Origin of the sequence: Pseudoruegeria aquimaris (assembly GCF_900172235.1) — a bacterium.
In the GTDB taxonomy this organism is placed as follows: domain Bacteria; phylum Pseudomonadota; class Alphaproteobacteria; order Rhodobacterales; family Rhodobacteraceae; genus Pseudoruegeria; species Pseudoruegeria aquimaris.
Window position 1 is genome coordinate 16,182 of the sequence record NZ_FWFQ01000027.1, and the last position, 19,991, is coordinate 36,172.

At 68.1% G+C, this 19,991-nt stretch carries 17 protein-coding genes; 12 read left to right on the forward strand and 5 right to left on the reverse strand.

What is annotated here, in order from left to right; genetic code table 11:
• Nucleotides 1–73 precede the first annotated feature (73 nt).
• The 8 genes from PSA7680_RS15615 to PSA7680_RS15650 all read left to right on the forward strand — a co-directional run bounded on the left by PSA7680_RS15615 (nucleotide 74) and on the right by PSA7680_RS15650 (nucleotide 10,990).
• A complete protein-coding gene (locus tag PSA7680_RS15615; RefSeq protein WP_085869618.1) occupies nucleotides 74–2,446 on the forward strand; it encodes a glycoside hydrolase family 31 protein in 2,373 nt (790 codons plus the stop codon).
• 122 nt (nucleotides 2,447–2,568) lie between these two features.
• Nucleotides 2,569–3,336, forward strand: a complete 768-nt coding sequence (locus PSA7680_RS15620) for an SDR family NAD(P)-dependent oxidoreductase (protein WP_085869619.1) — start codon at nucleotides 2,569–2,571, stop codon at nucleotides 3,334–3,336.
• A 56-nt stretch (nucleotides 3,337–3,392) separates the two neighbouring features.
• Nucleotides 3,393–4,556 (forward strand): isovaleryl-CoA dehydrogenase, encoded by a 1,164-nt coding sequence (locus tag PSA7680_RS15625; protein WP_085869620.1) that lies wholly within the window; start codon nucleotides 3,393–3,395, stop codon nucleotides 4,554–4,556.
• Nucleotides 4,553–5,356 carry an EcsC family protein gene (locus PSA7680_RS15630; protein ID WP_085869621.1) on the forward strand — a complete coding sequence of 268 codons (804 nt, stop codon included), beginning with the start codon at nucleotides 4,553–4,555 and terminating at the stop codon, nucleotides 5,354–5,356. The genes PSA7680_RS15625 and PSA7680_RS15630 overlap by 4 nt, the downstream gene beginning before the upstream one ends.
• Entirely contained in the window at nucleotides 5,353–6,957 is a 1,605-nt protein-coding gene (locus PSA7680_RS15635) for a carboxyl transferase domain-containing protein (RefSeq protein WP_085869622.1), read from the forward strand. Before PSA7680_RS15630 ends, PSA7680_RS15635 begins: the two co-directional genes overlap by 4 nt.
• Complete coding sequence (locus PSA7680_RS15640) at nucleotides 6,957–7,385, forward strand: ASCH domain-containing protein (protein ID WP_217808354.1); 429 nt, start codon at nucleotides 6,957–6,959, stop codon at nucleotides 7,383–7,385. The genes PSA7680_RS15635 and PSA7680_RS15640 overlap by 1 nt, the downstream gene beginning before the upstream one ends.
• 106 nt (nucleotides 7,386–7,491) lie before the next feature.
• The gene (locus PSA7680_RS15645; RefSeq protein ID WP_085869624.1) at nucleotides 7,492–9,471 is read left to right on the forward strand and encodes an acetyl-CoA carboxylase biotin carboxylase subunit; all 1,980 of its coding nucleotides are present in this window, start codon (nucleotides 7,492–7,494) and stop codon (nucleotides 9,469–9,471) included.
• Nucleotides 9,472–9,544: 73 nt separating this feature from the next.
• On the forward strand, nucleotides 9,545–10,990 hold the full coding sequence (locus tag PSA7680_RS15650) for an aldehyde dehydrogenase family protein (RefSeq protein WP_176244159.1): 1,446 nt from the start codon (nucleotides 9,545–9,547) through the stop codon (nucleotides 10,988–10,990).
• A 93-nt stretch (nucleotides 10,991–11,083) separates the two neighbouring features.
• Here the strand turns inward: PSA7680_RS15650 and PSA7680_RS15655 are convergent, their stop codons facing one another.
• A complete protein-coding gene (locus tag PSA7680_RS15655) occupies nucleotides 11,084–11,971 on the reverse strand; it encodes a LysR family transcriptional regulator (RefSeq protein WP_085869626.1) in 888 nt (295 codons plus the stop codon).
• 112 nt (nucleotides 11,972–12,083) lie between these two features.
• On the opposite strand from PSA7680_RS15655, the gene PSA7680_RS15660 reads away from it, so the two are divergent.
• From PSA7680_RS15660 to PSA7680_RS15670, 3 genes are read left to right on the forward strand one after another with little or no spacing between them, the layout of a single operon-like run.
• A complete protein-coding gene (locus PSA7680_RS15660; RefSeq protein WP_085869627.1) occupies nucleotides 12,084–12,791 on the forward strand; it encodes an NAD(P)H-dependent oxidoreductase in 708 nt (235 codons plus the stop codon).
• Between the two features lie 57 nt (nucleotides 12,792–12,848).
• Nucleotides 12,849–13,802, forward strand: coding sequence for an LLM class oxidoreductase (locus PSA7680_RS15665; protein ID WP_085869628.1), 954 nt, complete (start codon nucleotides 12,849–12,851; stop codon nucleotides 13,800–13,802).
• 11 nt (nucleotides 13,803–13,813) lie between these two features.
• Entirely contained in the window at nucleotides 13,814–14,605 is a 792-nt protein-coding gene (locus tag PSA7680_RS15670; RefSeq protein WP_085869629.1) for an SDR family NAD(P)-dependent oxidoreductase, read from the forward strand.
• A gap of 168 nt (nucleotides 14,606–14,773) precedes the next feature.
• Here the strand turns inward: PSA7680_RS15670 and PSA7680_RS15675 are convergent, their stop codons facing one another.
• Both PSA7680_RS15675 and PSA7680_RS15680 read right to left on the reverse strand, forming a co-directional pair.
• Nucleotides 14,774–16,957, reverse strand: a complete 2,184-nt coding sequence (locus tag PSA7680_RS15675; protein WP_085869630.1) for a xanthine dehydrogenase family protein molybdopterin-binding subunit — start codon at nucleotides 16,955–16,957, stop codon at nucleotides 14,774–14,776.
• A gap of 4 nt (nucleotides 16,958–16,961) precedes the next feature.
• On the reverse strand, nucleotides 16,962–17,426 hold the full coding sequence (locus PSA7680_RS15680) for a (2Fe-2S)-binding protein (RefSeq protein ID WP_085869631.1): 465 nt from the start codon (nucleotides 17,424–17,426) through the stop codon (nucleotides 16,962–16,964).
• Nucleotides 17,427–17,669: 243 nt separating this feature from the next.
• Here PSA7680_RS15680 and PSA7680_RS15685 point away from each other — a divergent pair, with 243 nt between their 5' ends.
• Nucleotides 17,670–18,278, forward strand: coding sequence for a TetR/AcrR family transcriptional regulator (locus tag PSA7680_RS15685; RefSeq protein ID WP_085869632.1), 609 nt, complete (start codon nucleotides 17,670–17,672; stop codon nucleotides 18,276–18,278).
• Between the two features lie 47 nt (nucleotides 18,279–18,325).
• Here the strand turns inward: PSA7680_RS15685 and PSA7680_RS15690 are convergent, their stop codons facing one another.
• Together PSA7680_RS15690 and PSA7680_RS15695 are read right to left on the reverse strand one after the other, a co-directional pair.
• Nucleotides 18,326–18,733 carry a universal stress protein gene (locus PSA7680_RS15690; protein ID WP_085869633.1) on the reverse strand — a complete coding sequence of 136 codons (408 nt, stop codon included), beginning with the start codon at nucleotides 18,731–18,733 and terminating at the stop codon, nucleotides 18,326–18,328.
• 72 nt (nucleotides 18,734–18,805) lie between these two features.
• Nucleotides 18,806–19,987 (reverse strand): UxaA family hydrolase, encoded by a 1,182-nt coding sequence (locus PSA7680_RS15695; protein WP_085869634.1) that lies wholly within the window; start codon nucleotides 19,985–19,987, stop codon nucleotides 18,806–18,808.
• Nucleotides 19,988–19,991 lie beyond the last annotated feature (4 nt).

The following is a 19,991-nucleotide window of genomic DNA, read 5'->3' on the forward strand; positions in this document are numbered from 1 at the left end:
AATGTCGAGAGAGAAGCGACCTTGGGGCAACTTCGCGGCTAGGCAAGCCCGCGCGCTTGGCTACAGTGGCGCAATGAAAGCTTTGCGACTCTGGGAGGTTGCGCAGGCCGGGCCCGAGGGGCTCACCCTGCGTATCGATGGGCGCCACCTGCTGCGGTTGGAGGCGCTGGAGGCGGATCTGATCCGCGTGAGCCTGTTGAACGGGGGTGCTTGGCGCAACCCGCGCACGTGGTCGATCGCGCCGCAGGAAGATGTGCCCTGGGAGGGGCGCAGCCGCGACAGCCGCGCGGGTTTCGGCTGCCCCGCGCTGCGGTTCGACGCAGATACGGCCACGGCGGAGACCGACAGGCTTCGCGTGAAGATCCACGCCCCTCTGGCGCTGGAGTGGCACTGGCGGCCCAACGTGGATGCGCCCTGGCAGCCCCTGATGGCCGACCGCCCCGAGGCTGCCTACATGCTGGGCACCCGCGATCACCGCAACAGCCACTTCCTGCGCCGTCACGCAGGCGAGCGCATTTTCGGGCTGGGGGAGAAAACCGGCCCGCTGGAGCGCACGGGCCGCCGCTTCGAGATGCGCAACCTCGATGCGCTCGGCTATGACGCCCGCAGCACCGATCCGCTTTACAAGCACATCCCCTTCACGCTCACCGCCCGCGAAGGCGGCCGGGCCTACGGGCTGTTCTACGACAATCTGTCCACCTGCTGGTTCGATCTGGGCAACGAGCTGGACAACTACCACCCTGCCTACCGCGCCTACCGCGCGCAGGACGGCGATTTGCAGTATTACGTCATGGCGGGGGCGGGCGTGCCCGAGGTCGTTGCGCGCTTCCACCGGCTGATCGGCGGCACCGCGTTCATGCCGCTCTGGGGGCTGGGTTACTCTGGCTCCTCCATGGCGCTGGCGGATGCGCCCGACGGGCAGGCGCAGATCGAGGCGTTTCTCGCGCGCTGCCGCAGCGAGGGCATTCCGCTGGACAGTTTCCAGATGTCCTCGGGCTACACCACCATCGGCCCGCGCCGCTACGTGTTCAACTGGAACACGGATCGCTTCCCCGATCCGGAAGGCATGGCCGCGAAATTCGCCGCCGAGGGCGTGGAACTGATCGCCAACATCAAGCCGGTGCTGTTGGACGATCACCCGAGATATGCGGAAGCCGAACAAGCAGGCCTCTTCGTGAAGGACGGCGAGACGGGCGCGCCCGAAACCTCTGCCTTCTGGGACGGGCGCGGCTCGCATCTGGACATGACGAACCCGGCCACCCTGCGCTGGTGGCGGAAAGGTTTGCGCGAAGCGCTTCTTGAAAGGGGTATCGGCAACACCTGGAACGACAACAACGAATACGAGGTCTGGGAGGATGCGGCGCAATGCGCGGGCTTCGGGGAGCCGATGGACATCGCCCTGATCCGCCCCTTGCACGGGATGCTGATGACGCGCGCCTCCAGCGAGGAACAGAAGCGCCACCGCCCCCAAGAGCGGCCCTACCTGATCTCCCGTTGCGCCGCGCCGGGCACCCAGCGCTACGCCCAGACGTGGACAGGCGACAACCGCACGGGCTGGGAGACCCTGCAATACAACATCCCGATGGCGCTCGGGCTGGGGCTTTCGGGCTTTTTCAACATCGGCCACGACGTGGGCGGCTTCGCCGGTCCGCCGCCGGGGCCGGAGCTGTTCCTGCGTTGGGTGCAGAACGGCATCTTCTCGCCGCGCTTCACCATCCATTCCTGGAACGATGATGCCACCTCCAACGTGCCGTGGATGCACCCGGAGTTGGCGGGCGAGGTGAAGGCGGCCATTCACCTGCGCTATCGCCTGATGCCCTATCTCTACACGCAGCTCTACCGCGCGGTGACGGAGGGCGCGCCCATCCTGCGGCCGCGTTTCTATGACTTCCCCGCCGATGCCACCTGCTGGGAGGAAAGCTTCGACATGATGGTCGGCCCCGATCTTCTGGTGGCCAACGTGGTGGAGCCGGGCGCGGAGCGCCGGGCCGTGTATCTGCCGGACTGCGCCGAAGGCTGGTGGGACCATGCCACGGGCCAATGGCACGCGGGCGGGCAATGGCTGGATCTCGCGGTGGATCTGGCCAGCATTCCGCTGTTCGTCCGTGGTGGCACCGTCCTGCCGGTCGCGACCGCGCCCTGCCGGGGCGTGGCCGATACGCTCACGGCGCGCGCGCTGGCCGTTTTCCCGTCCGGGGCCGAGGGCACGCGCGAAAGCCTGCTCTACGAGGATGATGGCGTGGCCGTCGATGCGCTGGCAGGCAACCATGCGCTCTTGCGCTTCCAGCTTGCGCAACGCGGGGCGGAGACAACGCTCGCGCATCGGCGATCCGGCCGCTTCACGCTGCCTTACCGTGAGGCGGAAATCCTTTTGCCTGAGGGGTTTTCCGGCACGCTGGCGCAGGCAACGGGCCCGCTTGGCCACGGCGCGCGGCTGGCCATCTAGGCGCGCGGCTCTCCCGTGCCTGCCGCGCGGGCGGGCTTGCACCTTCCCGCATGGCTTGAAACACTCTCGCAACATTCGTGAATCATGTGGAGCATGAACACGAGTCTGGGAGGATAGGAACCATGGAAATCGGACGTGACACGCCCGTCGTGATCACCGGTGGCGGCTCCGGTCTGGGCGAAGCCACCGCCCGCAGGCTGGCCGGACTGGGCGCGCAGGTCGCCATTTTCGATCTGAACGAAGAGGCCGGAGCGGCCGTGGCCTCCGAGATCGGCGGCCTGTTCTGCAAGGTGGACGTGAGCGATCCCGAAAGCCTCGCCGCCGGGTTTGAAAAGGCGCGCGCGGCCCACGGGCAGGAGCGCATCCTTCTGTGCTGTGCCGGCATCGCCCCGGCGCAGAAGACCGTCGCCAAGGGCGCGCCGCACGATCCGGCGCTCTTTGCCAAGGTCATCGACGTGAACCTCAACGGCAGCTTCTACGCGGCGTCTCAATCGGCCGCCGGCATGGCGGCGGCGGAGCCGCTCACCAAGGACGGCGGGCGCGGCGTCATCATCATGACGGCTTCCATCGCCGGATACGAGGGGCAGGTGGGGCAGGCGGCCTACGCGGCGTCCAAGGGCGGAATCATCGGCCTTGTCCTGCCCATGGCGCGCGATCTGACGAGCGCGGGGGTGCGGGTCATGGCCATTGCGCCGGGGCTCTTCCTCACGCCCATGCTGCTTGGCCTGCCGCAGGAGGTGCAGGAGTCTCTTGGCGCGCAGGTGCCGTTCCCGCCCCGGCTCGCCGACCCGCAGGAATACGCGCAGCTGGCGCAGCAGATCTGCGAGAACGAGATGCTCAACGGTTCCGTCATCCGGCTGGATGGCGCCCTGCGGATGAGCCCGCGCTAAGGGCAAGCAAGCGGCCGTGTGGCCGAAACGAAGATGCAACTGGGGAGAGGCTCCCGATGTTCAACGCAACGATGAAATTCGATCTCGGCGAGGAAGTGAACGCCCTGCGCGAGATGGTGCACCGCTGGGCGCAGGAGCGGGTGAAACCGCTGGCCGCCGAGGTCGACAGGAAGAACGAGTTCCCGTCGGAGCTCTGGCGCGAGATGGGTGATCTGGGCCTGCTGGGCATCACCGTGCCCGAGGAATACGGCGGCGCCGGCATGGGCTACCTCGCCCATGTGATCGCGGTGGAGGAAATCGCGCGGGCCTCGGCCTCGGTGTCGCTCTCCTACGGTGCGCATTCCAACCTCTGCGTGAACCAGATCAAGCTCAACGGCACGCCCGAGCAGAAGGCGAAATACCTGCCCGGCCTGATCTCGGGCGAGCATGTGGGCGCGCTGGCGATGAGCGAGGCGGGCGCGGGCTCGGACGTGGTGTCGATGAAGCTGCGCGCGGAGAAGCGCAACGACCGCTACGTGCTCAACGGCACCAAATACTGGATCACCAACGGCCCCGACGCCGATACGCTCGTCGTCTACGCCAAAACCGATCCCGAGGCCGGCAGCAAGGGCATCACCGCCTTCCTGATCGAGAAAACCATGAAGGGCTTCTCCACCTCGCCCCACTTCGACAAGCTGGGCATGCGCGGCTCCAACACCGCCGAATTGATCTTCGAGGACGTGGAAGTGCCGTTTGAGAACGTGCTCGGCGAAGAAGGCAAGGGCGTGCGCGTGCTGATGAGCGGGCTCGATTACGAGCGCGTTGTGCTTTCCGGCATCGGCACCGGGATCATGGCCGCCTGCCTCGACGAGATCATGCCCTACATGGCCGAGCGCAAGCAGTTCGGCCAGCCCATCGGGAACTTCCAGCTGATGCAGGGCAAGATCGCCGACATGTATACCAAGATGAACTCCGCCCGTGCCTATGTCTACGAGGTGGCCAAGGCCTGTGACCGCGGCGAAGTCACCCGGCAGGATGCCGCGGCCTGCGTGCTCTATGCCTCCGAGGAAGCGATGACGGTCGCCCACCAGGCGGTGCAGGCCATGGGCGGCGCGGGCTTCATGAACGAAACGCCCGTCTCGCGCATCTTCCGCGACGCCAAGCTGATGGAAATTGGCGCCGGCACCAGCGAGATCCGCCGGATGCTTGTAGGGCGCGAACTGATGGCATCGATGGGATGACGGAGAAGCTGCCCCGCACGCCGGACGGCGCCCTGCCGGAGGCGATAAGGCGCGCCTTCGACGAGCAGCGCGCCTACGAGGAGGCCCGTGCCACGCGGCTGGGGCGCGGGGCCGAGAAGCTCACCGCGCCGCTCGGCGGGCTGATCGGCAAGGCCGTCCCGGCCTCCACGGTGCGCGCGGGGCTCGATCTGGCCGACCGCGCGGCGGGCCTGACGGTGCCGGCTTCGCTCTACGGCCACGACACCGACGACATCGCGGCCTGCGACGAGGCCGCGCTGAAGGTGCAGGCGTGGTCGCAGGGGGTCAACGCGGCCTCCGGCGGCGCCGCCGGTTTCTTCGGCATGGCGGGGATGACGGCGGACATTCCGGCTACCCTCTCGCTGGCGGCGCGCAACGTGCGCGCGACCGGCGTGTGCTACGGGTTCGACGGCAACAGCGAGGAAGACCGCCTGTTCCGCCTGATGGTGCTTGAGGCCGCAACGGCGCAGGCCGGCGACAAGCGGCGCGAAACCCTTGATAATCTCAACGCGCTCGCGCGGCACCTGAACTCGCCCGAAGGCCGCTATATCCTTGAAAAGGGTGGGGATTGGGTCGTGGACAAGGTGGTCGAACGGGTAGCGCGCGCGCTTGGGGTGTCGCTTGCGGGGCGCAAGGCCGCGCAGGTCGTGCCCTTGGTCGGCGGCGTCGTCGCGGCGACCGTGAACGCGAGCTTCCAGGCCGATGTCTCCCGCGCCGCCCGCTACGCCTATCGCCAGCGCTGGTTCATGGCGCGCAAACTGTTGAGCGGAGATCCAACATGAAACTCACCTCCTCCATCTCCCCCGGTTCCGACACCTTCAAGGCCAACCAGGCCGCCCACGAAGCCGCGCTGGCCGAGATCCGCGCCGCCGCCGAGATCGCCATGGCCGGGGGCGGGGAGCGCGCCCGCGAACGCCACCTTGCGCGCGGCAAGATCCTGCCGCGCGAACGGGTCGAGCGCCTGCTCGATCCCGGCTCGCCCTTCCTCGAAATCGGCCTCTTCGCCGCCCACGGGCTCTACGAGGGCGCTTCGCCCTCCGCCGGCGCGGTGGCGGGTATCGGGCTCGTGGAGGGGCAGGAGTGCATGATCGTCTGCAACGATGCCACCGTGAAGGGCGGCACCTACTACCCGATGACGGTCAAGAAACACCTGCGCGCGCAGGAGATCGCCGAACAGAACAACCTGCCCTGCATCTACCTCGTCGATAGTGGCGGCGCGAACCTGCCCAACCAGGATGAGGTGTTCCCCGACCGTGATCACTTCGGGCGGATCTTCTTCAATCAGGCCAACATGAGCGCCAAGGGCATCCCGCAGATCGCGGTTGTCATGGGGTCCTGCACCGCCGGCGGCGCTTACGTGCCCGCGATGAGCGACGTGACGATCATCGTGAAGGAGCAGGGCACGATCTTCCTTGCTGGCCCGCCGCTGGTGAAGGCGGCGACGGGCGAGGTGGTGAGTGCCGAGGATCTGGGCGGTGGCGACGTGCACACCCGGCTCTCCGGCGTGGCCGACTATCTGGCCGAGGATGACGCCCACGCGCTGGCGCTCGCCCGTCAGGCCGTGGCCAACCTTAACCGCCCGAAGCTTTCGCAGCTCGATCTGCGCACACCCGAAGAGCCCGCCTATGATCCGGCGGAGATGCTCGGCGTCGTGCCCGCCGATCTCAAAACGCCCTACGACATCCGTGAAGTGATCGCCCGTCTGGTGGACGGTTCGCGCTTCGACGAGTTCAAGGCCCGCTACGGCACGACGCTCGTCTGCGGCTTTGCTCATGTGATGGGCATTCCGGTGGGCATCATCGCCAACAACGGCGTGCTCTTTTCCGAAAGCGCGGTAAAGGGCGCGCATTTCGTCGAGCTTTGCTCCCAGCGCAAGATCCCTCTGGTGTTCCTGCAGAACATCACCGGCTTCATGGTTGGCCAGAAATACGAAAGCGGCGGCATCGCCAAGGATGGCGCCAAGCTCGTCACCGCCGTGGCCACCACCAAGGTGCCCAAGATCACCATGCTGGTCGGCGGCTCCTTCGGTGCGGGCAACTACGGCATGTGCGGCCGGGCCTATTCGCCCCGTTTCCTGTGGACATGGCCCAACTCCCGCATCTCGGTGATGGGCGGTGAGCAGGCCGCCGGCGTGCTGGCCACCGTCAAACGCGACGCCATCGAACGCGCCGGCGGCAGCTGGAGCGCGGAAGAAGAGGCCGCCTTCAAACGCCCCACCATCGAGATGTTCACCGAGCAGTCCCACCCGCTCTACGCCTCCGCCCGGCTCTGGGACGACGGCATCATCGACCCCCGCGACAGCCGCCGCGTGCTCGCGCTCTCCCTGCGCGCCGCGCTCAACGCCCAGATCGAGGAGACACGCTTCGGCGTGTTCCGGATGTGATGATGGACATCGCCGCGCTGAAAGCGAAATACCCCGGCGCCGTCACCTTCAAGTTCGGCGACAACGCCCGTTTGAGCGCCGAATTGATCGCGCTGGTGCGCGCCGGGCGCAAGACCGCCACCTGCGGCGCCCTGCGCGACCATGAGGCCGGCGGCGAGGCGCTGCCCGAAGTCGGCCGCCGCGATATCGCGCTCAACTGGGACGGCAGCCCCGCCTTCGTGATCGAGACCGTCGAAGTCACCCGGAAGCGTTTCTGCGACGTGGACGAAGCCTTTGCGCTGGCGGAGGGCGAAAACCCCGATCTCGCCGGCTGGCGCGCCGGCCATGAGGCCTATTTCCGCCGCAACGGCGGCTTTGACCCGGAAATGATGCTCGTCTGCGAACGCTTCCGCATGATCGAGGATCTAGAAGCGCAACAGGCCCGCTGATGCGCCGCGCCCCCCCTTCATCCTGGCCCCAATATCCCGAGGGAGACGTGCCGCAGGCACGGTGGGGGCAGCGCCCCCGAACCCCACATCCAAAGGACCCTTGCCCATGTTTGACAAGATCCTGATCGCCAACCGCGGCGAAATCGCCTGCCGCGTGATCGAAACCGCCCGCCGGCTCGGCGTGGCCACCGTCGCCGTCTACTCCGATGCGGACGCTGGGGCGAAACACGTCGCGCTGGCCGACGAGGCGGTGCACATCGGCCCGCCCGCGGCCGCCGAAAGCTACCTGCTGGGCGACCGCCTGATCGAAGCCGCAAGGGCCACCGGCGCCCAGGCGATCCATCCGGGCTACGGGTTCCTTTCTGAAAATCCGGGCTTCGTGGAAGCGGTCGAGGCCGCCGGCCTCACCTTTATCGGCCCGCCGGCCGATGCGATCCGCGCCATGGGGCTGAAGGATGCCGCCAAGGCCCTGATGGAAGAAGCCGGCGTGCCCGTGGTGCCCGGCTATCACGGCGCCGAGCAGGGCGCGGAGTTCCTGAAGCAGAAGGCCGACGAGATCGGTTATCCCGTCCTCATCAAGGCCCGCGCGGGTGGGGGCGGCAAGGGCATGCGCCTCGTGGAGCACCCCGAAGATTTCGCCGCCGCCCTTGAAGGCGCGCAGCGTGAGGGGCAGGCCAGTTTCGGTGATCCGGCGGTGCTGGTGGAGAAATACATCCAGCAACCGCGCCACATCGAGATCCAGGTTTTCGGCGATGCCCATGGCAACGTCATCCACCTGTTCGAGCGTGATTGCTCCCTGCAACGCCGCCACCAGAAGGTGATCGAGGAAGCCCCCGCGCCCGACATGCCCCCCGAGGTGCGCGCGGCCATGGGGCAGGCGGCGGTCAATGCCGCCAAGGCCATCGGCTATCAGGGCGCGGGCACCGTGGAATTCATCGTCGACGGCGCGAACGGCCTGCGGGCCGACGGCTTCTGGTTCATGGAAATGAACACCCGTTTGCAGGTCGAGCACCCGGTCTCCGAGGCGATCACCGGGCTGGATTTCGTCGAGCTTCAACTGCGCGTGGCCGCCGGCGAGCCGCTCCCCGTGGCGCAGGAGGATCTCACCCTCGGCGGCTGGGCCTTCGAGGCGCGTGTCTATGCCGAGGACGCCACCAGGGGCTTTCTGCCCGCCACCGGCACGCTCACCCATCTCGCCTTTCCGGAAGGCACCGAATTCACCCTCGGGGGTGTGCGGATCGACAGCGGCGTGCGCAGCGGTGATGCGGTCTCGCCCTGGTATGACCCGATGATCGCCAAGGTGATCACCCACGGCCCCACGCGGGAGATCGCGCTGCGCAAACTCGGCCGGGCGCTGCGGCAGACGCAGGTGGCCGGGCTCACCACCAACATCCCCTTCCTGATCCGGCTGGCAGACCACGAAGGCTTCGCCGCCGGGCAGGTCGATACCGGGCTCATCGCGCGCGATCAGGCGGCGCTCACCCATGTGCCTGTACCCGATGCCGCGGCCCTCGCCGTGGCCGCCGCGGCCACCCTGCCGCCCCCGGTGGCGGATGGTTGGGAAGGGCTTGCGGGCTTCCGGTGCTGGGGGCAGGGCGGCCAGGTCGTGTCGCTCGCGCAGGGCGAGGCGCTCCACGAGGTCCGGCTGCTCCATGCCGGCGCCACCCTGACGGCCACGGTCGAGGCGGCAACCGTCACGCTCCGGCGGCTCGATGGCGGCGCCTTCGCCGTTGCAGGCCCCGGCGGCAGCCGCAGGCTTGCGGCCTCCTTCGACGGCGCCGAGGTCACCGTCTTCACCGGCGAAGCCACCCACCGTTTCATCCGGCCCGATCCGCTCGCGGCAGGGGCGGGGGAGGCCGCCGGCGGCGATACCGTCACCGCACCGATGCCGGGCCTCGTGAAGGCCATTCTCGTGGCGCAGGGCGATGGCGTCTCCAAGGGGCAGCCGCTGGCCATCCTCGAAGCGATGAAGATGGAGCACACGCTGACCGCGGCGCGCGACGGCGCGATCGAGGAGGTGCTCGTGGCGGAAGGCGCACAGGTGCAGGACGGCGCCCTGCTGCTTTCGCTCGTGCCGGAAGGCTGAGGCGCATCGCCACTGGCGCCGGCACCGGGCTTCTCCTATGTCTTGGCGTCGGCCCATCACAGGAAGTCACACCATGCCCGCCCGCCTGCCGCGCCCCCCTTGCACCCTCGTCCACCCGGCTGCCGCCGATTGGCACGATGCGCCCGGCTTCGCGCTGGTCGATCCCGCCACCGAGGCCACCGTGGGCGAGATCCCGGTCTGCGATGCAACCACGGTGGAGGCCGCGGTGCGCCGCGCCGCCGCTCTCTCCCGGCAGCTTGCGCTCGGGGAGAGGGGGCTCGATCCGCTGGCGATCCTCGAGGCCCTGATCGGCGAGATCGCCGCCCGCCACGATGCCTTCGCCGAGGCCATCGCCCGCGAGATGGGCGCGCCGCTGGACTTCTCGCGGGACAAGCAGGTCGGCACCGCGCTGTCCCACCTGCGCACGATCCTGAAGGCCGCCCGCGAAAGCGCCGCCGAACTGGCCACCCCGCCGGGGCAGGACAGCCACTTCGTGCGGTACGAGCCGCTCGGGGTCGCCGCGCTGATCACCCCGTGGAACTGGCCGCTGAACCAGGTCGCGCTGAAGGTCGGCGCGGCTCTGGCGGCGGGCTGCACCATGATCCTCAAACCCAGCGAACACGCCACCCGCTCGGCCCTTCTCTTCGCCGAATGCATGGAGGCTGCCGGCGCGCCGGAAGGGCTGTTTGCGCTCCTGCCCGGCGACGGCACGACCGGCGCCGCGCTCGCCGCGCATCCCGGCGTGGACGTGATCTCCTTCACCGGCTCCACCGGCGTGGGCCGCGCCATCGCCTCGGCCGCGGGGGCCAATCTCACCCCCTGCCTGCTGGAACTGGGGGGCAAATCCGCCAACATCCTCTTCGCCGACTGCGACGTGCCCACGGCCGTCGCCCAGGGCGTGGCGCATTGCTTCCGCAACGCCGGCCAAAGCTGCAACGCGGCCTCCCGCATGCTGGTGGCCCGCGAGATCTACCAAGAGGTCTGCGCCCGCGCCGCGGCCGAGGCCGAAACCTACCGCTTCGACGCGCCGCTCAAACCCGGCAGCCACCAGGGCCCGCTCGTCAACCGCGCCCAGTTCGACCACGTGCAGGCGGTGATCCGGCGCGCGCAGGCCGAGGGCGCCCGGCTGCTCACCGGCGGGCCGGGGCGCGCGGATGGCAAGGACATCGGTTTCTACCCCCGCCCAACCGTCTTCGCCGACGTCACCCCCGCGATGGCCCTCTTCCACGAGGAAGCCTTCGGCCCGGTGCTGGCCATCACGCCCTTCGACAGCGAGGCCGAGGCGGTCGCCCTGGCCAACGAAAGCGCCTACGGCCTTGCCGGCTACATCCAGACGGCCGATCGCGCACGTGCCATGCGCGTGGCGCGGCGGCTGGCGGTGGGCATGGTGCAGGTCAACGGCCGCAGCCGGATCGAAGGGGCACCCTTCGGCGGGCGCAAGGCCTCGGGCTACGGGCGCGAAGCGGGGCTCTGGGGCATCCGCGCCTTCCAGGCAGTCAAGTCGATCAGCGGCATCTAGCCTTCCTCTCGCCCCAAATACCTCGGGGGGAGGCGCCCGCACGGGCGGTGGGGGGCAGCGCCCCCCCTTCCGGCCCGGCGGATGCACCGGGGCTCAATCGCCGAGCCGCTCGATCAGGAAATCCATGAACACCCGTACCTTCGGCGTCAGCACGTTGGAGCGCGGATACATCAGCCAGAGCACCGAGGCGTCGTCCAGCCGCCAGTCCGGCAGGATCTGCACCAACCGCCCGGCGGCGATCTCGTGGGCAACGCTCCAGAGCGAGTTGATCGAGATCCCGGCGCCGGCCACGGTGGCCGCCCGCTGCGAGGCGCCGTCATCGAAGATCGTGCGGCAGATCATCCGTGCCGGATCCAGCGTCGCCGTCTGCCCGCCGGCATGGCGCAGGCGGCGCGGCGCGCTGTCCGCCCAGGCGAGGAAGGCATGGCCGTCCAGCTCTTCCGGCGCCTGCGGCGTGCCATGGGCGGCGAGGTAGCCGGGCGCGGCGCAGAGCACGCGCCTGTCGTCCGCCAGCCGGCGCCCCCGCAGACTGCTGTCCTGTAGGGGGGCGGACCGCAGGGCCAGATCGAAGCTGCCCTCGATCAGGTCGAACCGCGCGTCCGAGAGCCGCAGATCCAGCGTGATCTTCGGAAAGGCGGCGTGAAAGGCGGGTAGCAGCGGCATGATGTGCAGCTGCGCGTAGCTTGAGGGCGCGGTGAAGCGCAGCGTGCCGCCCGGTGCGGCGGCATCCTGCCCCAGCGCCGCGCGGCCGGCCTCGGCCTGTGCAAGGATCTCTCGCGCATAGGGCAGGAAAGCCAGGCCTTCCTCGCTGAGCGAGACCTTGCGCGTGGTGCGATGCAGCAGTTCCGCGCCCAGTTCGCGCTCCAGCTTCGCGAGCCGCGCGCTGGCCATCGCGGGGGCAAGGCCCAGCCGGCGCCCGGCGGCGGAGATGTTGAGCGCATCCGCGGCGGCCACGAAGAGGCGGAGGGAGTCGGTGTCCATGGCGATTATATGAAAAACCGGAATTCTGAATTCCATAGTGCGCTGATTTTATCGCAAACGGCAAGTGATACATGGCGTGTCAGCCCATCGACGCAACAAACAGGAGCTGCACATGAATGCGATCACCGAAACCCGGCCCGACGTGAACACCCAGATCGTCGAGGCCTTCCAGTTCCGCCACGCCACCAAGATCTTCGATCCGGAGCGCAAGGTGTCGGAGCGCGACATGGAGACCATCCTCGAAGCCGGGCGGCTCTCGCCGACCTCCTTCGGCCACGAACCTTTCCGCATCCTGATGATCCAGAGCCCGGAAAAGCGGGAGCTGTTCCGCCCGTTCTCCTGGGGGGCGAACGGGATGATGAACGGCTCCGCCGGCCAGCTGGGCACCGCGAGCCACTTCGGCATCCTGCTGGCGGCGCGCGCGCCGCTGATGACGGCGGGCTCGGAATATCTGCAGGCGCACTACCGCGGCGTGAAACATCTGCCGGAAGAGGTCATCGAGATCTTCAACGGCGCCTACGGCAAGTTCCAGAGCAGCGACCACAGGATCACCACCGATCGCGAGATCACCGACTGGTCGGGCAAGCAGGCCTACATCGTGTTGGCGAACATGATGACGGCCGCCGCGCTGCTCGGGGTGGATTCCTGCCCGATCGAGGGTTTCGACATGGAGCGGACGACGCAGGTGCTGGGCACCGAGTTCGGCATCGACACCGAGGCCTGGAAGCCCGCGGTGATGTTCGCCTTCGGCTACCGTGCGAAGGATCCGGAGTTCCCGAAGACCCGGCGCAGCATGGAAGAGACCGTCACCTGGTTCTGAAACGGGCGCGGGTCATGCCTCGGGCGCGGCCCGCGCATCCTCACGTGGGAGAATGGAATGGAAACGCCGGCCTTCGAACCGATCAACCGCGGTTTCGCGGCCACCTTCCGTCCGGGGCGGCTGAGCCTCGGGCTGGTGGTGCCGATCACCGCCTACCCCGACAGCCCCGTTCCCGACATGGAAGGCCATCTCGCCCGCGTGCAGAAAGCGGAGGCGCTGGGTTTCAAGGCGATCTGGCTGCGGGATGTGCCTTTCAACGTGCCGAGCTTCGGCGACGCCGGGCAGCTTTTCGATCCTTTCACCTACCTTGGCTACCTCGCCGGGCAGACGCGGGACATCGCGCTGGGCGTGGCCAGCATCGTGCTGCCGCTGCGCCACCCGGCCCATGTGGCCAAGGCGGCGGCCAGCGCCGACGTGCTCTCCGGCGGTCGGCTGATCCTCGGGGTGGCCTCGGGCGACAGGCCGGAGGAATACCCGGCGATGGCGGCGGATTTCGACGCCCGCGGGCAGGCCTTCCGGGAGAGCTTTGCCTATATCCGCGCGATGGGCGCGGCCGCACCCCGCATCGAAAACCGCTTCGGCCACACGGACGGGCGCATCGACATGCTGCCAAAGCCCACCGGCCCGCGCCTGCCGCTGCTGATCACAGGCTCCAGCCGTCAGGCGCCGGACTGGATCGCCGAACATGGCGATGGCTGGATGACCTATCCGCGCGGCGGCGCGGCGCAGGGGCAGGTGTTGGCGGACTGGCGCGCGCGTCTGGAACGTCTGGGCCAGCCCGCAAAGCCCGTCCTGCAGCCGCTCTACGTGGATCTGGCGCAAGATCCCGATGAGGGCCCCAGCCCGATCCATCTGGGCGTGCGCACGGGGCATCGCTGGCTGCTGGCCTACCTGAAAGAGCTTGAGGCCCTCGGGGTGAACCACGTGGCGCTCAACCTGCGGTTCAACCGCGCGCCGATTGACGAGACACTGGACAGGCTGGCCCGGGACGTGCTGCCGCATTTTTCCTGAAGGAGACGACCATGACGAAAAAGACGATCCTCATCACCGGCGCGACCGACGGCATCGGCCGCGCCACGGCGCAGGCGCTGGCCGCCGATGGCAACCGGCTGATCCTGCACGGGCGCAACGCCGAAAAGCTGGCCGCCGTGGCCGCCGAGATCGGGGGAGATGTTGCCACCGATCGGGCTGATTTCGCGGATCTGTCCGAGGTCGCCGCGCTGGGCCGCCGCGTGGCCGAGGCTCATGGTCCTGTTGATGTGCTCATCAACAACGCAGGTGTGTTCCGCACCGGCACGCCGCGCACCGCATCAGGAGAGGACGTGCGTTTCGTGGTGAACACCTTCGCGCCCGCGCTTCTGTCCCGCCTGCTGCTGCCTGCTCTCGCGCCGGGAGCGCGGCTTGTGCATCTCTCTTCGGCGGCACAGGCGCCGGTGGATCTGGCAGGTCTGCGGGGCGAAAAGCCCCTGGAAGCGATGGAGGCCTATGCCCAGAGCAAGCTGGCGCTGACCATGTGGAGTCAGGATTTCGCGCAGGCGCATCCCGAGGGGCCGGTCTCGGTGGCGGTGAATCCGGGTTCGCTGCTGGCGACCAACATGGTGCGCGAGGGCTTCGGGATGTCGGGCCACGATATCGGCGTCGGCGTGGACATCCTGGCGCGCGCCGCCCTCAGCCCGGAGTTTGCCACGGCGTCTGGCAAATATTTCGACAATGACGCCGGCCGTTTCGCCGCCCCCCATGCCGATGCCGCCGATCCGGCCAAACTGGGCGCCGTCGTGGAGGCCATCGAGGCCCGGATCGCGGGGTATCTGTAGGGCTTTTTGATTTTCGGCGTTTCAGATTGAAAACGCATCGCGTCTTCGCGGCCTCTCCCTTCGGTCGAATGCGAAAAGCGATCTGCGATCTGTCAGGTCAAATCCGAAACGCTCCAACCAAAAGGAAACGGGCCCCGAGGGGCCCGTTGCTGGTTTCTGGTGCTAAGTTCAGGCGAAGCTGACGCCGTGTTCGACCATCGGAAGATCGGCGACCGTCAGCGCGCTCGCTGCCGCGATCGCGTTGGCCAGCGCCGGGGCCGAGGGCGGAGTGCCGGGCTCGCCGATGCCGGTGGGGGCCTCGGTGGACTTCACGATATGCACTTCGATCGCGCCGATATCGCCGATGCGCAGCGGCTCGTAATCGGGGAAGTTGTATTGCTCCACCGCGCCGCCCGCGAGCGTGATCTGATCGCGCATGGCGTGGCCGATCCCGTAGCCGATGCCGCCCTCCATTTGGGCGCGGATGATGTCGGGGTTCACCGGGATGCCGCAATCCACGGCCGCCGTCACCTTCTCGATGCGGAAGCCGTCTTCGGCGGTGCCGGAGATTTCCACCACCTCGGCGGCATAGGAGCCGAAGGACTTGTGCACCGCGACGCCCATGTGGCGGCCGGCCTGCGCCTTGCCCCAGCCCGCCTTCTCGGCCGCGAGTTTCAGCACCGCCGCCTTGCGCGCCTGATCCGCGCCGCCGCCTGCGAGATGGACCAGCCGGAATTCCACCGGATCGCGGCCGGCGGCCTTGGCCGCCAGGTCCATCATCACTTCCATCGCGTAGGCGGTGTGGGTGTGGCCCACGGAGCGCCACCAGAGGGTGGAGGTGGCTTTCTTCGTATCGGTCAGGCCGACGAACATGCCGGGCACCCGGTAGGGCGTGTCCGACACGCCCTCCACCGAGGAGCCGTCCACCCCGTCGTGCACGGCGAAGGCCTCGAACGCCGTGCCCTTCATGATGGACTGGCCCGCGATGCGGTGATCCCAGCCGAGGATCTCGCCCTCCGCCGAAAGCCCGACGCGCACCTTGTGGCCGAAGGCCGGGCGGTAGTAGCCCGAGCGCAGATCGTCCTCGCGGGTCCAGACCAGTTTCACCGGGCGGGAGCGGTCCGTCATCACGAAGGCCAGCGCGGCCTCGACCTGGTAGTCGGCATCCGGCGTGGCGCGGCGGCCGAAGGAGCCGCCGGCGAGCATCGTGTTGATGTGGATCTTCTCTGCCGGCAGGCCGAAGATCTGCTGGAAGGCCATATGGGGCCCCGTGGGCATCTGGGCGCCGTCATGCAGCACGATGTCGCCCTCCGCCGTCTGTTCGATGGTGCAGTTCAGCGGCTCCATCGGGGCATGGGCCAGGAGCGGGAAGTAGAAGGTCTTCTCGATCACCTGCGCCGCGCCCTCGATGGCGGCCAGCGTTTCGGCGTGATCCTTCTTGAGCACGTTGTATTCCGGCTCGGCATCCAGCGCGGCCATGATCTCGGCGCGGATCTCGTCGGAGGAGCGGGTTTCCGCCGCCGAGGTATCCCACGTCACGCTGAGCGCCTCGCGGGCCTGGATCGCGGCCCAGGTGTTCTCGGCATAGACGGCCACGCCCGCCTTGTTGGGCAAAACGGCGGCGTTGATGAAGCCCTTCACCTCTTTCGCGGCGCTGTCGTCGAAGCCCGTCGCCATGGCGCCCCTCTGCTCGGGGCGCGCGATCACGACGACCATCTGGTTGTCCAGATGCACGTCCATGGCGAACTTGGCCTTGCCGTTGCCCTTGATCACGGAGTCGAGCCGGCGGGTGCTCTCGTTGCCGATGATGCGCCATTCTTCCGGGCTCTTCAGGCGCGGCTCGGCCGGGGGCTCCATCTGCGCGGCGGCGGCGACGAAATCGCCGATGGGGGCGCTCCGGCCTGCGCCGACGACCATGCCCTCCTCGATGGAGAGGCCGGCAGGATCCACGCCCCAGGCCTCGGCGGCGGATTTGATCAGCAATTCGCGGGCGGCGGCGCCGGCCTGGCGATACTGCATGAAGCTGTTGGCCATGGCGGTGGAGCCGCCGGTGCCCTGGAATGGGCCGAACAGCAGGTTGTTGTAGACCTGCGGGTTGGAGGGCGCGAAGGCGTAGTGGATCTGGTCCATCCGCAGGCCAAGCTCTTCGGCGATCAGGGTGGAGAGGCCGGTGGCCGGGCCCTGGCCCTTCTCGAAGTGCTTGATGATTGCGGTGACATTGCCCTCTGAATCGATCTTCACGAAGGGGTTCAGCATCGCATCGGAGGAGGAGGCGGCGAGCGCGCCATCGGGGCGGGCGCCGATGAAGAGCGCGGCGCCGGCAGCGGCGGCTGCGCCCTTGAGGAAGGAACGGCGGGATGTCTTAGGGGTCATCGGATCAGGCCTCCATGATCTCTGCGGCGCGCTGGATGCCGGCGCGGATCCGCTGGTAGGTCGCGCAGCGGCAGGCGTTGCCGTACATGTATTCGTCGATTTCCGCCGCGCTGGGCTTGGCGTTTTCCCGCAGCAGCCCCACGGCCGACATGATCTGCCCCGATTGGCAGTAGCCGCATTGCACCACGTCAAGCTCCGCCCATGCCTGTTGCACGGCCTTGCCGATCGGGTCCTCCTCCATCTGTTCGATGGTGGTGATCTCACTGCCCTCCACGTCTTCGATGTAGGTCTGGCAGGAGCGCACCGGTTCGCCGTCCAGATGCACGGTGCAGGCCCCGCAGGAGGCCACGCCGCAGCCGAACTTGGTGCCGGTGAGTTTCAGTTCGTCGCGGATCACCCAGAGAAGGGGGGTGCCGGGGTCGGCCTCGACCTCGTGGGTCGTGCCGTTGAGTTTGAGGGTGATGGCCATGGGTGGGGATCTCCTGTTGGAAGATTGCCTGTTGCGTGGCGAAGGTGACGGCGCGTCGGCCGATCTTGCGGCGGGGCGGTGGCGGCCCCATTTCGAAAGTGTAAACTTATGCGTTTACTATACGGGAGATTCGCGCATTGTAAACTGGTAAGTTTACAGGGCCGGGGTAGCGACGCCGCGCCACGCGCAAGAAGGGTGCGCCGGCCCTGTGCGCAATAGATAGTCCGTGCTAAGGAAAGGTCCATGATGGATCAGACTGACTGCGAAAATCCGAAACGCCTCCAGATCATCGAGGCCGCCGTTGCCGAATTCCGGGAGCGTGGATTCCCCGACGCCAGCATGGACAGGATCTCCGCACGGGCCGGAGTTTCGAAACGAACCGTCTACAAGTATTTCGAAAGCAAGGAAAAACTCTTCGCCGCGATTGCCGAACTGATGTCGGCGCGGATGGCGGCGGAACTGGACATCACCTACACGCCGACCGTTCCGATCGCCGAGCAGCTGACGCGGCTCGCGGAGGCCGAGGGGCGGATCTTCCAGTCGCGCGAGGCGATGGCCATGGCGCGGATGCTGCTGGGCGAAACGCTGCGCGCGCCGGAGGTGGCCCGCAGGAGCCAGGCGCGGATCGACGCCCATGCCGTCTTCTCCCGCTTCCTCGCCGATGCCGCCGCCGACGGGGCGCTGCGGATCGACTGCCCCGACAGGGCGGCCAGCGAGTTCGTGGGTCTGCTGAAGGCCCGCGCCTTCTGGCCCCACGTTCTGGGCGGCACCGAGATCAGCGCCGAGGAAATGGCCGACGTCGTGCGGGCCTCCGTCGAGATGATGCTGGCGCGCTACGGCACGGGTGCTTAGGCGGGTGGCGCCCTGAACGCCCGTTCAGGGCGCGGGCTGAAAGGGCCTCACCGCAGGATGAAGACGGAGCAGGGCGCGCGGCGCGCGGCGCGGGCGGCGGTGGAGCCGAGCGCGTAGCCCCGCGCATCCGGGCTCTGGGCGCTGACGACGATCAGATCCACGCCCTTCTCGGCGGCATAGGCGCAGATCTGGACGCCTGCCTTGCCGCGCACAACATCCGACTCCACGTCGCCGTGTTCGGCGGCGATGGCGGCCAGCTTTTCCCGGACCTTGTTCGTCAGGTGGTTGGCTTCCCGCACGGTGACGAACTCCGCCACGAAGCCGGGGATGTCCTCCAGCACGGTCAGCAGGGTGATGCGCCCGCCCGGCGCCAGAAGGTGGCGGGCCGTCGCGATCTTGCGGGCGGCCGCCCCTTCGTGATCGAGGGCGACGGGGATCAGGATATGGGAAAACAAGGCGGCGTTCCTCCGGGTGGCGGTTCAGGGTGGGGGCGGCCCGGCGCGCGGCGGGCCGCCCGCAAGCGCGTGTCAGGCGCTGCGGTAGAGCTTGGTCATCGAGAATTCCCGGTGGCCGAGGGCTTCGGCGGCGGTATAGCGGCCGTTGGCGGTGCGGCAGATCATCTCGATCAGCGCGTCGCCGGCCTCGTCGATGGTCATCTCGCGGCGCAGGATGCCGGAGACGTCCACGTCCACGTGCTCGCCCATGGTGCGCACGGTGCGCGGGTTCGCGGTGATCTTGATCACCGGCACGATCGGGTTGCCGACCACGTTGCCCTGCCCGGTGGGGAAGGTGTGGACCACCGCGCCGCCCGCCGCCATCAGCGTCACGCATTCGGCCGCCGCGGAGGAGGAGTCCATGAAGTAGAGCCCGTTGCCGGATTTCGGCATCTCGGCGGGGCCGAGGATGTCGATGTAGCGCGAGGTGCGACCGATCTTCTCGAGGTTGCCGAGCGCCTTCTCCTCGATGGTGGTCAGCCCGCCTTCGATGTTGCCCTTCGTGGGCTGGCTGTCGGAGAGATCGTCGGTCTGGTGCGCGAAGATCACTTCGTCCTGGTAGGCCTTCCACATCTTGTACCAGCGCTCTCCGACTTCCTCGTTGATGGCGCGGGCCTTGCAGATGTGCTCGGCGCCCGTGATCTCGGAGGTTTCGCCGAAGAAGCCGGTGATGCCTTCGGGCAGCAGCTTGTCGTACATGTTGCCCACGGTCGGGCAGGAGCCCAGCCCGGTGGTGGTGTCGCTCTCGCCGCATTTGGTGGAGACCCAGAGCTCGGAGATCGAGCATTCCTCCCGTTGCAGCTCGGTGGCCCAATGGACGAAATCCTTCGCCGCCCAGCTGGCGCGGCGGATGGTTTCGAAATCGCCGTTCTGCTCGATGGAGAATTCGGCCACCGGCTTGCCGGTTTCGCGAATGCCATCGGCGATGCGCTTCGTCCAGCCGGGCTCGATCCCGATCACCACCACGGCGGCGACATTGGGGTTGGCGCCGGTGCCGATCATGGTGCGGAAATGCAGTTCGAGATCCTCGCCGAACTGCAGGCGGCCATAGGCATGCGGGATCGCAAGCGTGCCCTTGACGTTGTTGGCCACCGCCTCGCAGGCGGCGTTGGAGATGTCGTCCACGGGCAGGATGACGACGTGGTTGCGCACGCCGACGCGGCCGTTTTCACGCCGGTAGCCCTTGACGGTCAGGTTGGAATATTTCGATGCCATCGGA